At 66.8% G+C, this 13,289-nt stretch carries 21 protein-coding genes and 1 pseudogene; all 22 read left to right on the forward strand.

Annotation, left to right across the window (positions count from 1 at the left end):
• Nucleotides 1-271: 271 nt before the first annotated feature.
• The 22 genes and pseudogenes from rpsL (at nucleotide 272) to rplR (ending at nucleotide 13,262) form a co-directional block, all read left to right on the forward strand.
• A complete protein-coding gene (rpsL, locus tag BLV39_RS05135; protein ID WP_014440718.1) occupies nucleotides 272-646 on the forward strand; it encodes a 30S ribosomal protein S12 in 375 nt (124 codons plus the stop codon).
• 1 nt (nucleotide 647) lies between these two features.
• Nucleotides 648-1,121 carry a 30S ribosomal protein S7 gene (gene rpsG / locus BLV39_RS05140; RefSeq protein ID WP_089244855.1) on the forward strand — a complete coding sequence of 158 codons (474 nt, stop codon included), beginning with the start codon at nucleotides 648-650 and terminating at the stop codon, nucleotides 1,119-1,121.
• Between the two features lie 33 nt (nucleotides 1,122-1,154).
• Nucleotides 1,155-3,251, forward strand: a complete 2,097-nt coding sequence (fusA, locus tag BLV39_RS05145) for an elongation factor G (protein ID WP_090787893.1) — start codon at nucleotides 1,155-1,157, stop codon at nucleotides 3,249-3,251.
• A 113-nt stretch (nucleotides 3,252-3,364) separates the two neighbouring features.
• Nucleotides 3,365-4,558 (forward strand): elongation factor Tu, encoded by a 1,194-nt coding sequence (gene tuf, locus BLV39_RS05150; protein ID WP_090787895.1) that lies wholly within the window; start codon nucleotides 3,365-3,367, stop codon nucleotides 4,556-4,558.
• A 258-nt stretch (nucleotides 4,559-4,816) separates the two neighbouring features.
• Nucleotides 4,817-5,125 (forward strand): 30S ribosomal protein S10, encoded by a 309-nt coding sequence (gene rpsJ, locus BLV39_RS05155; protein ID WP_007073037.1) that lies wholly within the window; start codon nucleotides 4,817-4,819, stop codon nucleotides 5,123-5,125.
• A gap of 12 nt (nucleotides 5,126-5,137) precedes the next feature.
• Complete coding sequence (rplC, locus tag BLV39_RS05160; protein WP_090787898.1) at nucleotides 5,138-5,797, forward strand: 50S ribosomal protein L3; 660 nt, start codon at nucleotides 5,138-5,140, stop codon at nucleotides 5,795-5,797.
• Complete coding sequence (gene rplD / locus BLV39_RS05165) at nucleotides 5,797-6,444, forward strand: 50S ribosomal protein L4 (RefSeq protein ID WP_090787901.1); 648 nt, start codon at nucleotides 5,797-5,799, stop codon at nucleotides 6,442-6,444. The genes rplC and rplD overlap by 1 nt, the downstream gene beginning before the upstream one ends.
• Complete coding sequence (gene rplW, locus BLV39_RS05170; RefSeq protein ID WP_090787904.1) at nucleotides 6,444-6,746, forward strand: 50S ribosomal protein L23; 303 nt, start codon at nucleotides 6,444-6,446, stop codon at nucleotides 6,744-6,746. The genes rplD and rplW overlap by 1 nt, the downstream gene beginning before the upstream one ends.
• Nucleotides 6,747-6,758: 12 nt before the next feature.
• On the forward strand, nucleotides 6,759-7,598 hold the full coding sequence (gene rplB, locus BLV39_RS05175; protein ID WP_089244867.1) for a 50S ribosomal protein L2: 840 nt from the start codon (nucleotides 6,759-6,761) through the stop codon (nucleotides 7,596-7,598).
• Nucleotides 7,599-7,604: 6 nt separating this feature from the next.
• Nucleotides 7,605-7,886: a 30S ribosomal protein S19 gene (gene rpsS, locus BLV39_RS05180; protein WP_090787907.1), complete on the forward strand. Its 282-nt coding sequence runs from the start codon at nucleotides 7,605-7,607 to the stop codon at nucleotides 7,884-7,886.
• Nucleotides 7,887-7,921: 35 nt separating this feature from the next.
• A pseudogene (gene rplV / locus BLV39_RS05185) lies at nucleotides 7,922-8,401 on the forward strand (50S ribosomal protein L22); the annotation flags it as partial.
• Nucleotides 8,402-8,508: 107 nt separating this feature from the next.
• A complete protein-coding gene (rpsC, locus tag BLV39_RS05190; protein WP_090787913.1) occupies nucleotides 8,509-9,393 on the forward strand; it encodes a 30S ribosomal protein S3 in 885 nt (294 codons plus the stop codon).
• Between the two features lie 5 nt (nucleotides 9,394-9,398).
• Entirely contained in the window at nucleotides 9,399-9,824 is a 426-nt protein-coding gene (rplP, locus tag BLV39_RS05195; RefSeq protein ID WP_090787916.1) for a 50S ribosomal protein L16, read from the forward strand.
• Nucleotides 9,824-10,057 carry a 50S ribosomal protein L29 gene (gene rpmC / locus BLV39_RS05200; RefSeq protein ID WP_090787918.1) on the forward strand — a complete coding sequence of 78 codons (234 nt, stop codon included), beginning with the start codon at nucleotides 9,824-9,826 and terminating at the stop codon, nucleotides 10,055-10,057. The genes rplP and rpmC overlap by 1 nt, the downstream gene beginning before the upstream one ends.
• Nucleotides 10,057-10,332: a 30S ribosomal protein S17 gene (rpsQ, locus tag BLV39_RS05205; protein WP_090787921.1), complete on the forward strand. Its 276-nt coding sequence runs from the start codon at nucleotides 10,057-10,059 to the stop codon at nucleotides 10,330-10,332. The genes rpmC and rpsQ overlap by 1 nt, the downstream gene beginning before the upstream one ends.
• A gap of 64 nt (nucleotides 10,333-10,396) precedes the next feature.
• Nucleotides 10,397-10,765 carry a 50S ribosomal protein L14 gene (gene rplN, locus BLV39_RS05210; RefSeq protein ID WP_089244879.1) on the forward strand — a complete coding sequence of 123 codons (369 nt, stop codon included), beginning with the start codon at nucleotides 10,397-10,399 and terminating at the stop codon, nucleotides 10,763-10,765.
• Nucleotides 10,766-10,767: 2 nt separating this feature from the next.
• Entirely contained in the window at nucleotides 10,768-11,082 is a 315-nt protein-coding gene (gene rplX / locus BLV39_RS05215) for a 50S ribosomal protein L24 (protein WP_090787924.1), read from the forward strand.
• A complete protein-coding gene (gene rplE / locus BLV39_RS05220; protein WP_090787928.1) occupies nucleotides 11,082-11,648 on the forward strand; it encodes a 50S ribosomal protein L5 in 567 nt (188 codons plus the stop codon). Before rplX ends, rplE begins: the two co-directional genes overlap by 1 nt.
• Before the next feature lie 4 nt (nucleotides 11,649-11,652).
• The gene (locus BLV39_RS05225) at nucleotides 11,653-11,838 is read left to right on the forward strand and encodes a type Z 30S ribosomal protein S14 (RefSeq protein WP_090787931.1); all 186 of its coding nucleotides are present in this window, start codon (nucleotides 11,653-11,655) and stop codon (nucleotides 11,836-11,838) included.
• Nucleotides 11,839-11,911: 73 nt separating this feature from the next.
• Nucleotides 11,912-12,319, forward strand: a complete 408-nt coding sequence (rpsH, locus tag BLV39_RS05230) for a 30S ribosomal protein S8 (protein WP_090787934.1) — start codon at nucleotides 11,912-11,914, stop codon at nucleotides 12,317-12,319.
• A 17-nt stretch (nucleotides 12,320-12,336) separates the two neighbouring features.
• Nucleotides 12,337-12,876: a 50S ribosomal protein L6 gene (rplF, locus tag BLV39_RS05235; RefSeq protein ID WP_090787938.1), complete on the forward strand. Its 540-nt coding sequence runs from the start codon at nucleotides 12,337-12,339 to the stop codon at nucleotides 12,874-12,876.
• Nucleotides 12,873-13,262, forward strand: a complete 390-nt coding sequence (gene rplR / locus BLV39_RS05240; protein ID WP_090787941.1) for a 50S ribosomal protein L18 — start codon at nucleotides 12,873-12,875, stop codon at nucleotides 13,260-13,262. Before rplF ends, rplR begins: the two co-directional genes overlap by 4 nt.
• Nucleotides 13,263-13,289: the final 27 nt, after the last annotated feature.

Raw genomic sequence — 13,289 nt, forward strand, 5'->3', positions numbered from 1 at the left:
CTTTCCTTTCGTGCCCGGGCTCGCCCGGGCAATCCGTGCGTGCGCGCACCGTTCTGGCCAGGCAGCGCCAAGCCGCCGAGTGCGTGAGCACGAACAATGGCAAGAAACCCGGGCTCGCGTCAGCGCGCACGGGGACCGTGGAGAGGCCGACACGCCCGACCGCGGGTACCGGGAGCACCTGGCCCGGTTGGAGTGTTGGAGAACCGTCCACTCGGGCGGTTAAGGCGACGGCGCGGCCGCTGGTAAGCGGCCGAAGGGAGCGGAAAACCCGGTGCCAACGATTCAGCAGCTGGTCCGAAAGGGCCGGCAGGCGAAGACGAGCAAGACCAAGACCCCCGCGCTGAAGGGCAGCCCTCAGCGTCGCGGCGTGTGCACGCGTGTTTACACGACCACCCCGAAGAAGCCCAACTCGGCGCTGCGCAAGGTCGCCCGCGTCAAGCTGAGCAGCCAGATCGAGGTGACCGCCTACATCCCCGGCGTCGGCCACAACCTGCAGGAGCACTCGATCGTGCTCGTGCGTGGCGGCCGTGTGAAGGACCTTCCCGGCGTGCGTTACAAGATCGTGCGTGGCTCGCTCGACACCCAGGGTGTCCGCAACCGCAAGCAGGCCCGCAGCCGCTACGGCGCCAAGAAGGAGAAGAGCTGACATGCCGCGTAAGGGACCCGCTCCGCGTCGTCCGCTTGTCGCGGACCCGGTTTACAACTCCCCGCTGGTGACCCAGCTGGTCAACAAGATCCTCATGCGCGGCAAGCGTCAGCTCGCCGAGCGCATCGTGTACGGCGCGCTCGAGGGCGCTCGTGAGAAGAGCGGCGGCACTGACCCCGTCGTCATCCTCAAGCGGGCGATGGACAACGTGAAGCCGGCCATCGAGGTGAAGAGCCGCCGGGTCGGTGGCGCCACCTACCAGGTGCCGATCGAGGTGCGCGCGCCCCGCCAGACCACGCTTGGTCTGCGCTGGCTGGTGCAGTACTCGAAGGCCCGCCGCGAAAAGACCATGGTTGAGCGCCTCATGAACGAGCTGCTCGACGCGAGCAACGGCCTCGGTGCCGCGGTGAAGCGACGCGAGGACACGCACAAGATGGCGGAGTCCAACAAGGCCTTCGCCCACTACCGGTGGTAACCACCACCCGAACGACGACGAAGAGGGATTGAAGTGGCCGCCGCAGACGCGCTCGCCAGGGTTCGCAACATTGGCATCATGGCGCACATCGACGCTGGTAAGACCACGACCACCGAGCGGATCCTGTTCTACACCGGTATCACGTACAAGATCGGTGAGGTCCACGAAGGCGCTGCCGTCATGGACTGGATGGAGCAGGAGCAGGAGCGAGGCATCACGATCACTTCCGCCGCCACCAAGTGCGAGTGGAAGGATCACACGATCCAGATCATCGACACGCCCGGCCACGTCGACTTCACGGTCGAGGTCGAGCGGTCGCTGCGGGTCCTCGACGGCGCGGTGGCCGTCTACGACGGTGTCGCCGGCGTGGAGCCCCAGACCGAGAACGTCTGGCGGCAGGCTGACAAGTACAACGTCCCGCGGATGTGCTTCGTCAACAAGCTCGACCGCACCGGTGCCGACTTCTTCCGCTGCGTGCAGATGATGATCGACCGGCTGCACGCGACCCCGCTGGTGCTGCAGATCCCGATCGGGAACGAGGCCGACTTCATCGGCGTCGTCGACCTGATCGGGATGCGCGCGCTGACCTGGCGCGGCGAGACCCAGAAGGGTGAGGACTACGCGATCGAAGAGATCCCGGCAGACCTCGCCGACCAGGCCGCCGAGTGGCGCGAGAAGCTCATCGAGACGCTCGCCGATGTCGACGACGTGATCACCGAGAAGTACCTCGAAGGCGAAGAGCTCACCATCGAGGACATCAAGGCCGGCATCCGCCGCGCCACGATCGCGGGCAAGGCCAACCCGGTCCTGACCGGTTCGGCCTTCAAGAACAAGGGCGTTCAGCCGATGCTGGACGCGGTCGTCGACTTCCTCCCCTCGCCGCTGGACGTTCCGGCGATCGAGGGCGTGGCCACCGACGGTGAGACCCCGCTGCTGCGCAAGCCGTCGAACACGGAGCCCTTCTCGGGCCTCGCGTTCAAGATCCAGACGGACAAGCACCTCGGCAAGCTCACCTACGTCCGGGTCTACTCGGGCACGCTCGACTCCGGTTCTCCGGTCATCAACTCGACCAAGGACCGCAAGGAGCGCATCGGCAAGATCTACCAGATGCACGCCAACAAGCGTGAGGAGCGGTCGACCGCGCAGGCGGGTGACATCATCGCCGTGCAGGGTCTCAAGCAGACCACCACCGGTGACACCCTCTGCGACCCGGCCAACCCGGTCATCCTGGAGTCGATGACGTTCCCGGAGCCGGTCATCTCGGTGGCGATCGAGCCGAAGACCAAGTCCGACCAGGAGAAGCTGGGCACCGCGATCCAGCGCCTCGCCGAGGAGGACCCGACGTTCCGGGTCCGCAACGACGAGGAGACCGGCCAGACGGTCATCTCCGGCATGGGCGAGCTTCACCTCGACATCCTGGTCGACCGGATGCGGCGTGAGTTCAACGTCGAGGCCAACGTCGGCAAGCCGCAGGTGGCGTACCGCGAGACGATCCGCCGCAAGGTGGAGAAGGTCGAGTACACCCACAAGAAGCAGACGGGTGGCTCCGGCCAGTACGCGCGGGTCATCGTCAGCCTCGAGCCGTTGCCGCTCGACAACGACGCACCGACCTACGAGTTCGCCAACGCCGTCAGCGGCGGCCGCATCCCGCGGGAGTTCATCCCGTCCGTGGACGCGGGCGCACAGGACGCCATGCAGTACGGCATCCTCGCCGGCTACCCGTTGGTGGGCCTCAAGCTGACCCTGCTCGACGGTCAGTACCACGAGGTCGACTCGTCGGAAATGGCATTCAAGATCGCCGGTTCGATGGTGCTGAAGGAGGCGGCCCGCAAGGCCGACCCGGCACTGCTCGAGCCGATGATGGCGGTCGAGGTGACGACGCCCGAGGAGAACATGGGCGACGTGATCGGCGACCTGAACTCCCGGCGCGGCATCATCCAGGCGATGGAGGAGCGCAGCGGCGCTCGCGTCGTCCGGGCCCTGGTGCCGCTGTCGGAGATGTTCGGCTACGTCGGTGACCTGCGGTCGAAGACCCAGGGCCGGGCTAGCTACAGCATGCAGTTCGACTCCTACGCCGAGGTTCCGCAGAACGTCGCGAAGGAAATCATCGCCAAGGCAACTGGCGAATAGCTGTGTGAGGGTGCTGGGGCTTCATCGTCCCAGCACCCACCAATCGGACAGTGTCGTCGGTGCCATCTGGCGCCGAGGACGTACGGAACAAGAAGTCCTTGAGGAGGACACCAGTGGCGAAGGCGAAGTTCGAGCGGACTAAGCCGCACGTCAACATCGGCACCATTGGTCACATCGACCACGGGAAGACGACGCTGACCGCGGCCATCACCAAGGTGCTGCACGACAAGTACCCGGACGTGAACCCCTACACGCCGTTCGACGAGATCGACAAGGCGCCGGAGGAGAAGGCCCGCGGTATCACGATCTCGATCGCGCACGTCGAGTACCAGACCGAGTCGCGGCACTACGCGCACGTCGACTGCCCCGGTCACGCCGACTACATCAAGAACATGATCACCGGTGCCGCGCAGATGGACGGCGCGATCCTGGTGGTCGCGGCGACCGACGGCCCGATGCCGCAGACCCGCGAGCACGTTCTGCTGGCTCGCCAGGTCGGCGTTCCCTACATCGTCGTGGCGCTCAACAAGAGCGACATGGTCGATGACGAGGAGCTGCTCGAGCTCGTCGAGCTCGAGGTCCGCGAGCTGCTGTCGGCGCAGGAGTACCCGGGCGACGACCTGCCGGTCGTGCGCGTCTCGGCGCTCAAGGCCCTCGAGGGTGACCCCGAGTGGACCGACAAGCTCATGGAGCTCATGAACGCGGTCGACACCTCGATCCCGCAGCCCGAGCGCGACGTCGAGAAGCCGTTCCTCATGCCCGTCGAGGACGTCTTCACGATCACCGGTCGTGGCACGGTCGTCACCGGTCGCGTGGAGCGCGGTGTGCTCCTGCCGAACGAGGACGTCGAGCTTCTCGGTATCAAGGAGAAGGGCTTCAAGACCAAGGTCACCGCGATCGAGATGTTCCGCAAGACCCTTGAGGACGCTCGCGCCGGTGAGAACGTCGGCCTTCTGCTGCGCGGCACCAAGCGCGACGAGGTCGAGCGCGGCATGGTCGTGGTGAAGCCGGGTACGAACACCCCGCACACCGAGTTCGAGGCGACCGTCTACATCCTCTCCAAGGAGGAGGGTGGACGGCACACCCCGTTCTTCCAGAACTACCGCCCGCAGTTCTACTTCCGTACCACGGACGTCACCGGCGTCGTCACGCTGCCTGAGGGCACCGAGATGGTCATGCCGGGCGACAACACCACGATGTCCGTGAAGCTCATCCAGCCCATCGCGATGGAGGAAAACCTCAAGTTCGCGATCCGCGAGGGTGGTCGTACGGTCGGCGCGGGTCGCGTCACGAAGATCATCAAGTAAACAGGTAACCCCGATTAGGTCTGCTGGACTCGATCCGGCATACTAGTCAGGTTGCGTACGCGACGGGTGGCTGTTTGCCCCTGGCTCACAGCCACCCTTCGCGCGTGGCACCTCTTCTAGAGGTGCCCGGCCCCCGAAAGACACCGCCGCTTTGCGGCGGAGCCTGGCCACAGGGCGCGACACGCCCGACCGCGGGGGTCGGAGGAGTGGGGCCAACCCACGACAAGAGCGGCATCGAGAGAAGGAACAGAAGCCACCATGGCGGGACAGAAGATCCGCATCCGGCTCAAGGCCTACGACCACGAGGTCGTCGACTCGTCGGCGCGCAAGATCGTCGAGACGGTGACCCGGACCGGGGCGCAGGTCGCGGGCCCGGTGCCGCTGCCCACGGAGATCAACCGTTTCTGCGTCATCCGCTCGCCGCACAAGTACAAGGACTCGCGCGAGCACTTCGAGATGCGCACGCACAAGCGGCTGATCGACATCATCGACCCGACGCCGAAGACTGTCGACTCGCTCATGCGCCTCGACCTTCCGGCCGGCGTCGACATCGAGATCAAGCTGTAGGGACGCGAACTCATGGACAGGCAAGTGAAGGGCATCCTGGGCGCCAAGCTCGGCATGACCCAGGTCTGGGACAACAACCGCGTCGTCCCCGTCACCGTGGTCCAGGCCGGCCCCTGCGTCGTGACCCAGGTCCGCTCCGGTGACAAGGACGGCTACGCCGCGGTTCAGCTGGCCTACGGCGCGATCGACCCGCGCAAGGTCAACAAGCCGAAGTCGGGCCACTACGCGAAGGCGGGTGTGGCGCCGCGGCGGCACATCGTCGAGCTGCGCACGGCGGACGCCGACAACTACGAGCTCGGTCAGGAGGTCACCGTCGAGGCGTTCACGCCCGGCGCGTCGATCGACGTGACCGGCCGCACCAAGGGCAAGGGCTTCGCGGGTGTGATGAAGCGTCACGGCTTCCACGGCCTCAAGGCCAGCCACGGTGTCGAGCGCAAGCACCGCTCGCCCGGCTCGATCGGCGCCTGCGCGACCCCCGGTCGCGTCTTCAAGGGCGTCCGGATGGCCGGTCGCATGGGCGGTCGCCGCTACACCGTGCAGAACCTGACCGTTCAGGCGGTCGACACCGAAAACAACCTGCTGCTCGTCAAGGGTGCCATCCCCGGCCCCAAGGGCGCGCTCATCCTGGTCCGCTCCGCGGCCAAGGTGCTGGCCACGAAGGGTGGTAAGTGATGACGTCGGTCGACGTGATCACCGTCGACGGTGGCAAGAACGGCTCGGTCGAGCTGCCTAGTGACATCTTCGACGCGCAGGCCAACATCCCGCTGATGCACCAGGTGGTGGTGGCCCAGCTGGCCGCCGCGCGCCAGGGCACGCACAAGGTGAAGACCCGTGGCGAGGTCCGTGGTGGCGGCAAGAAGCCGTACAAGCAGAAGGGCACCGGCCGCGCGCGGCAGGGCTCGCTGCGCGCACCGCAGTTCGCCGGCGGTGGCGTGGTGCACGGCCCGGTCCCGCGTGACTACAGCCAGCGGACGCCCAAGAAGATGAAGGCCGCCGCCCTGCGTGGCGCCCTCTCCGACCGGGCCCGCGGCGGGCACGTGCACGTGGTCGAGAGCTTCGTGACCGGCGACACCAAGTCCACCAAGGGCGCCCTGGCCACGCTGGCCAAGGTCACGCTGGCCAAGCGCGTGCTCGTCGTGCTCCCGGAGACCGACGAGAACAACTGGGTGTCGCTGCGCAACGAGCCGCGGGTGCACCTGATCGAGGCCGGCCAGCTCAACACGTACGACGTGCTGGTCGCCGACGACGTGGTCTTCACCAAGGACGCCCTGGACGAGTTCCTGGGTGTGCCGGCTGAGGCCACGCAGGAGGAGAACTGATGGCGACCATCGCGGATCCGCGCGACATCATCGTCGCGCCGATCGTCTCGGAGAAGAGCTACAGCGAGCTGAACCGCAACTGGTACACGTTCCTCGTGTCGCCGGATGCGAACAAGACGCAGATCAAGATCGCTATCCAGCAGATCTTCAACGTCCGCGTCCTGACCGTCAACACGCTCAACCGTGAGGGCAAGCGCAAGCGCACCCGCAGCGGCTGGGGCAAGCGCAAGGACACGAAGCGCGCGATGGTGAAGCTGGCTGAGGGCGATCGCATCGAGGCCTTCGGCGGCCCGGTCAGCTGAGGGGTATAGACAATGGCTATCCGTAAGTACAAGCCGACGACGCCGGGCCGGCGTGGCTCCAGCGTCGCCGACTTCGCTGAGATCACCCGGTCGACGCCGGAGAAGTCGCTGCTGGCTCCGCTGCCGAAGAAGGGCGGGCGCAACGCGCACGGCCGGATCACCACGCGGCACCACGGCGGCGGGCACAAGCGTCAGTACCGGATCATCGACTTCAAGCGGGTCGACAAGGACGGCGTGCCGGCCAAGGTCGCGCACATCGAGTACGACCCGAACCGCACGGCGCGCATCGCGCTGCTGCACTACGCCGACGGCGAGAAGCGCTACATCATCGCGCCGAAGGACCTGAAGCAGGGCGACGCGGTCGAGTCCGGCCCCGGCGCTGACATCAAGCCCGGCAACAACCTGCCGCTGCGCAACATCCCGGTCGGCACCCAGGTGCACGGCGTGGAGCTGCGCCCGGGCGGCGGGGCCAAGCTGGCCCGTTCGGCCGGCGTCGGCATCCAGCTGCTGGGCCGCGAGGGCCAGTACGCGACGCTGCGGATGCCCTCGGGCGAGATCCGCCGGGTCGACGTGCGCTGCCGGGCGACTGTTGGAGAGATCGGCAACGCCGACCAGTCCAACATCAACTGGGGCAAGGCCGGCCGGATGCGGTGGAAGGGCAAGCGCCCGACCGTCCGTGGTGTCGCGATGAACCCGGTCGACCACCCGCACGGTGGTGGTGAGGGTAAGACCTCCGGTGGTCGCCACCCGGTCAACCCGCAGGGTAAGCCGGAGGGTCGCACCCGCCGCAAGGGCCAGCCGAGCGACCGGCTGATCGTCCGCCGTCGTTACGCCAACCGGAAGCGGGGATAACCCGAAATGCCACGCAGCCTGAAGAAGGGCCCGTTCGTCGACGACCACCTGATCAAGAAGGTGGAGACGCAGAACGACAAGGGTTCGAAAAACGTCATCAAGACGTGGTCGCGCCGTTCGACGATCATCCCCGAGATGCTGGGGCACACGATCGCCGTACACGACGGTCGCAAGCACGTCCCGGTGTTCGTCAGCGAGGCCATGGTCGGGCACAAGCTCGGCGAGTTCGCGTTGACCCGCACGTTCAAGGGTCACGAGAAGGACGACCGGAAGAGCCGCCGCCGCTGACGCGGTGCAGATAGAGGATCAGAGGGGTTACAGCGATGCCAGTCAAGGGCGACGCTCCGGCGCTTCCGGGCGCACGGGCGGTTGCGCGCCACGTGCGCATCTCGCCGAACAAGGCGCGCCGAGTGGTCAACCTCGTCCGCGGTCTGCCCGCGAAAGAGGCGCTCACGGTGCTCCAGTTCGCTCCGCAGTCGGCGAGCGAGCAGGTCTACAAGGTGCTCGCCAGCGCGATCGCCAACGCGGAGAACAACGAGCGGCTGGACCCCGACGCGTTGCTCGTCAGCGAGGCGTTCGTCGACGAGGGTCCGACCATGAAGCGGTTCCGGCCGCGCGCACAGGGTCGGGCCTACCGGATCCGCAAGCGCACCTGCCACATCACCGTGGCGGTAGAGGCGGTGGCTCCGGCCAACCGCCCGGGCAAGAAGACCGCGCCGGCCAAGCAGGCCGCCAAGGCCACGAAGGCCGCTCCGGCGACCGAGGCCGACGAGACCACCACCGAGGCAACCGCCGCAGCTGAGCCGGCACCGGCCAAGAAGGCCGCCGCCAAGAAGGCGACCAAGGCCACCAAGGCCAGCAAGGCGACGGAGACCAAGGCGGACGAGACCGCCGAGGAGGGGACCGAGTAATGGGTCAGAAGGTTCACCCGCACGGGTTCCGGCTCGGCATCTCGACCGACTGGAAGTCCCGCTGGTTCGCGGACAAGCTCTACAAGGACTACATCGGCGAAGACGTCAAGATTCGCCGGATGATGTCCAAGGGCCTGGAGCGTGCCGGGATTTCCAAGGTCGACATCGAGCGCACCCGCGACCGGGTCCGCGTTGACATCCACACCGCTCGGCCGGGCATCGTCATCGGCCGTAAGGGTGCGGAGGCCGACCGGATCCGCGGCGAGCTCGAGAAGCTGACCGGCAAGCAGGTGCAGCTCAACATCCTCGAGGTGAAGAACCCCGAGTCCGACGCTCAGCTCGTCGCGCAGGGCGTGGCCGAGCAGCTGTCGAGCCGGGTCAGCTTCCGCCGCGCGATGCGCAAGGCCATGCAGTCGGCGATGAAGAACCCGGTCGTCAAGGGCATCCGGGTGCAGGTCTCCGGCCGCCTCGGCGGGGCTGAGATGAGCCGCACCGAGTTCTACCGCGAGGGCCGGGTCCCGCTGCACACGCTGCGCGCCAACATCGAGTACGGGTTCTTCGAGGCCCGCACCACGTTCGGCCGCATCGGTGTGAAGGTCTGGATCTACAAGGGCGACGCCGTTCCGGGCCGGGAGGCTCCGGCCGACGCCGGTGCGCCGCGTCCGCGCCGTGAGCGCGGCGACCGTCCCGAGCGTCCGCGCCGTGGCCGGTCCGGTTCGTCCGGCACGACCGCCGGCGGCACCGAGGCGGGTCGGGCAGCCCAGCAGGCCGCCCAGGCCGAGGCCACCGGTGGCGCGCCCGCGGCACCGGCCGCCGAGCCCACCACGAACGACACCGCCGCTGCGGCTCCTGCCGCGCCGGCGACTGAACAGCAGGAGGGCTGACCACCATGCTGATGCCGCGTAAGCCCCCGAAGGGCTTCCGCAAGCCGCACCACCCGGACCGCCATGGCGCGTCCAAGGGCGGCAACCGGGTGGTCTTCGGCGAGTTCGGAATCCAGGCGCTCGAGTCGGCGTACCTCACCAACCGGCAGATCGAGGCGGCTCGTATCGCGATGACCCGCCACATCAAGCGCGGTGGCAAGGTCTGGATCACGGTCTTCCCGGACCAGGCTCTGACCAAGAAGCCCGCCGAGACCCGAATGGGTTCCGGTAAGGGTTCGCCCGAGTGGTGGGTGGCCAACATCAAGCCCGGCCGCGTGCTGTTCGAGATGTCCTTCCCCAACGAGCAGATTGCGCGAGAGGCGATGCGTCGCGCGATCCACAAGCTTCCGATGAAGTGCCGCATCGTGACACGCGAAGTGGGTGAATCCTGATGGCAGCGGGCACCAAGGCCGCCGAGCTGCGAGAGCTTCCTGAAGAGGAACTGATCTCGTTGCTGCGCGAGGCCAAGGCGGAGCTGTTCAACCTCCGCGTGCAGTCCGCGACGGGCCAGCTCGACAACAACCGTCGGCTGCAGGTCATCCGTAAGGAGATCGCCCGGATCTACACGATCATGCGTGAACGTGAGCTGGGGCTCTCGGTCGCGCCTACTGAGGTGACTGCGTGATGACTGAGAACACCACCGCTCCCGAGCGGGCCCGCCGTAAGACCCGTGAGGGTCTCGTGGTGAGCGACAAGATGGACAAGACCGTCGTGGTCGAGGTCGAGGACCGGGTCAAGCACCCGCTCTACGGCAAGGTTCTGCGGCGTACGCGCAAGCTCAAGGTCCACGACGAGCAGAACTCGTGTGGCATCGGCGACCGGGTCATGATCATGGAGACCCGTCCGCTGTCCGCCACCAAGCGCTGGCGAGTCGTGGAGATCCTCGAGCGCGCGAAGTAAGTAAGCCGACCGGTTCTTCCAAGCTCCGGCAACGCCGGAGGACTGGCAGACAGAGGAGATAGACGTGATTCAGCAAGAGTCGCGACTGCGTGTCGCCGACAACACGGGTGCGCGGGAGATCCTGTGCATCCGGGTCCTCGGTGGCTCGGGTCGGCGCTACGCGGGCATCGGCGACGTGATCGTCGCCACTGTGAAGGACGCCATTCCCGGCGCTGGTGTGAAGAAGGGCGACGTCGTCAAGGCGGTCGTCGTCCGCACCGCGAAGGAGAAGCGGCGTCCGGACGGCTCGTACATCCGCTTCGACGAGAACGCCGCCGTGATCATCAAAGATGGCGGCGACCCCCGCGGCACCCGTATCTTCGGCCCCGTCGGCCGTGAGCTGCGGGACAAGCGTTTCATGAAGATCATTTCTTTGGCACCGGAGGTGCTCTAGCCATGAAGGTGAAGAAGGGCGACACGGTCGTCGTCATCGCCGGCAAGGACAAGGGCGCCAAGGGCAAGGTCATCTCGGCCATGCCGCGCCAGGACAAGCTCATTGTCGAAGGCGTCAACCGGGTCAAGAAGCACGAACGCATCCGCACCACCCAGCGCGGCGCCAAGACCGGTGGCATCGTCACGCAGGAGGCACCCATCCACGTCTCGAACGTGATGGTCCTGGACTCCGACGGCAAGCCGACCCGGGTCGGTTACCGCGTCGACGAGAACGGCACCAAGGTTCGCGTCGCCCGCAGCACCGGTAAGGACCTGTGATGACCACGACAGCCGAGAAGACGCTGCCGCGTTTGAAGCAGCGCTACCGCGACGAGGTCGTGGGGCAGCTTCGCGAGAAGTACAACTACGCCAACCCGATGCAGACCCCGGGCCTGGTCAAGATCGTTGTCAACATGGGTGTCGGTGAGGCGGCTCGCGACGCGAAGCTGATCGACGGCGCCGTCCGTGACCTGACCACGATCACCGGCCAGAAGCCGCTGGTCCGCCGGGCGACCAAGTCCATCGCGCAGTTCAAGCTGCGTGAGGGCATGCCGATCGGCGCGAAGGTGACCCTTCGCGGCGACCGGATGTGGGAGTTCCTCGACCGGCTGCTGTCGATCGCCCTCCCGCGTATCCGCGACTTCCGTGGCCTCGACGCCCGCAAGCTCGACGGCAACGGCAACTACACGTTCGGGCTTACCGAGCAGTCGGTGTTCCACGAGATCGACCAGGACCGGATCGACCGCGTGCGGGGCATGGACATCACGGTGGTAACCACCGCGACGACCGACGACGAGGGCCGGGCGCTGCTCAAGCTCCTGGGCTTCCCGTTCAAGGAGAACTGAGTACATGGCTAAGAAGGCGCTGATCATTAAGGCTGCCGCGAAGCCGAAGTTCGCGGTCCGCGCGTACACCCGTTGCCAGCGCTGCGGGCGTCCCAAGGCGGTCTACCGCAAGTTCGGTCTCTGCCGGGTCTGCATCCGGGAGATGGCTCACCGCGGTGAGCTTCCCGGTGTGTCCAAGGCCTCGTGGTAAGCCACCACCCGAAATGCCACTTCGCCGCAGGCCCTTGGCGGGGAACCACGGCGAGAAAGGTTGACGAGAACTCATGACGATGACCGACCCGATCGCAGACATGCTCACCCGTCTGCGCAACGCCAACCAGGCGTATCACGACCGGGTGACGATGCCCTACTCGAAGATCAAGGCGAACATCGCCGAGGTCCTCAAGAGCGAGGGTTACATCGCCACCTGGGTTGTCGAGGAGCCCGCCGAGGGCGTCGTCGGCAAGCGACTGGTCGTCGAGCTCAAGTACGGCCAGAACCGTGAGCGGAGCCTGGCCGGGATCAAGCGCGTGTCCAAGCCCGGTCTTCGGGTTTACGCCAAGTCGGACGGGCTCCCGCGGGTGCTCGGCGGTTTGGGCGTGGCGATCATTTCGACGTCCCAGGGACTGCTGACCGACCGGCAGGCCCGCAAGCGGAGCGTGGGCGGGGAAGTCCTCGCCTTCGTCTGGTAACCGGGGAGTTTAAAGAAATGTCGCGAATTGGACGTAAGACGATCCCGGTGCCGACCGGCGTCGACATCACGATCAACGGCCAGGACGTTCAGGTGAAGGGCCCGAAGGGATCGCTCAGCCACACGCTGGCCGAGCCGATCACCATCGAGCGCGCCGAGAACGAGCTCGTGGTCAAGCGCCCCAACGACGAGCGGAAGGCCAAGGAGCTCCACGGCCTCTCGCGTACGCTGGTGGCGAACATGGTCGTAGGGGTGACCGACGGTTACCGCAAGACCCTCGAGATCGCGGGCACCGGTTACCGGGTCACCGCGAAGGGCAAGGACCTCGAGTTCGCGCTCGGGTTCTCGCACCCCGTCGTCGTCCCGGCGCCGGAGGGCATCACCTTCACCGTGGAGCGGCCCACGCTGTTCCACATCGCTGGCATCGACAAGCAGCAGGTCGGTGAGGTGGCCGCCAACATCCGGAAGATCCGTCCGCCGGAGCCGTACAAGGGCAAGGGCGTCCGGTATCAGGGCGAGGTCGTTCGCCGTAAGGCTGGAAAGGCAGGTAAGAAGTGACCGCCACGCTACTCAAGCGCCGTCGCGGCGTTGCCGCGAAGCGGGCCGTGGGCCGGGCGCGTCGGCACTTCCGGGTCCGCAAGAACCTGGTGGGTTCGGCCGAGCGTCCGCGCCTGGTCGTCACCCGCTCGCTGCGGCACATCAACGCCCAGATCGTCGACGATGCCAAGGGTCACACCCTGGCGTCGGCGTCGACCCTGGATGCCTCGATCCGAGGCACCGACGGCGACAAGAGCGCTCTGGCCGGCAAGGTCGGCGCGCTCCTCGCCGAGCGGGCCAAGGCCGCCGGCGTGTCGAAGGTCGTCTTCGACCGCGGTGGCAGCAAATATGCGGGTCGCATCGCCGCGCTGGCCTCCGCCGCGCGCGAGGCCGGGCTCGAGTTCTGATGCCGTCACATCTGAGAAAGGAAGGCT

This window comes from Asanoa ishikariensis (genome assembly GCF_900107455.1).
Taxonomy (GTDB): Bacteria; Actinomycetota; Actinomycetes; order Mycobacteriales; family Micromonosporaceae; genus Asanoa; species Asanoa ishikariensis.

Coding starts and splice junctions, on each gene's coding strand:
- rplE (WP_090787928.1), top strand. CDS start 11,082: ATGACCACGACAGCCGAGAAGACGCTGCCGCGTTTGAAGCAGCGCTAC.
- rpsJ (WP_007073037.1), top strand. CDS start 4,817: ATGGCGGGACAGAAGATCCGCATCCGGCTCAAGGCCTACGACCACGAG.
- rplW (WP_090787904.1), top strand. CDS start 6,444: ATGGCGACCATCGCGGATCCGCGCGACATCATCGTCGCGCCGATCGTC.
- rpsH (WP_090787934.1), top strand. CDS start 11,912: ATGACGATGACCGACCCGATCGCAGACATGCTCACCCGTCTGCGCAAC.
- rpsQ (WP_090787921.1), top strand. CDS start 10,057: ATGACTGAGAACACCACCGCTCCCGAGCGGGCCCGCCGTAAGACCCGT.
- rpmC (WP_090787918.1), top strand. CDS start 9,824: ATGGCAGCGGGCACCAAGGCCGCCGAGCTGCGAGAGCTTCCTGAAGAG.
- rpsS (WP_090787907.1), top strand. CDS start 7,605: ATGCCACGCAGCCTGAAGAAGGGCCCGTTCGTCGACGACCACCTGATC.
- rplC (WP_090787898.1), top strand. CDS start 5,138: ATGGACAGGCAAGTGAAGGGCATCCTGGGCGCCAAGCTCGGCATGACC.
- rplX (WP_090787924.1), top strand. CDS start 10,768: ATGAAGGTGAAGAAGGGCGACACGGTCGTCGTCATCGCCGGCAAGGAC.
- rplD (WP_090787901.1), top strand. CDS start 5,797: ATGACGTCGGTCGACGTGATCACCGTCGACGGTGGCAAGAACGGCTCG.
- rplB (WP_089244867.1), top strand. CDS start 6,759: ATGGCTATCCGTAAGTACAAGCCGACGACGCCGGGCCGGCGTGGCTCC.
- rplP (WP_090787916.1), top strand. CDS start 9,399: ATGCTGATGCCGCGTAAGCCCCCGAAGGGCTTCCGCAAGCCGCACCAC.
- rpsG (WP_089244855.1), top strand. CDS start 648: ATGCCGCGTAAGGGACCCGCTCCGCGTCGTCCGCTTGTCGCGGACCCG.
- rpsC (WP_090787913.1), top strand. CDS start 8,509: ATGGGTCAGAAGGTTCACCCGCACGGGTTCCGGCTCGGCATCTCGACC.
- rplF (WP_090787938.1), top strand. CDS start 12,337: ATGTCGCGAATTGGACGTAAGACGATCCCGGTGCCGACCGGCGTCGAC.
- BLV39_RS05225 (WP_090787931.1), top strand. CDS start 11,653: ATGGCTAAGAAGGCGCTGATCATTAAGGCTGCCGCGAAGCCGAAGTTC.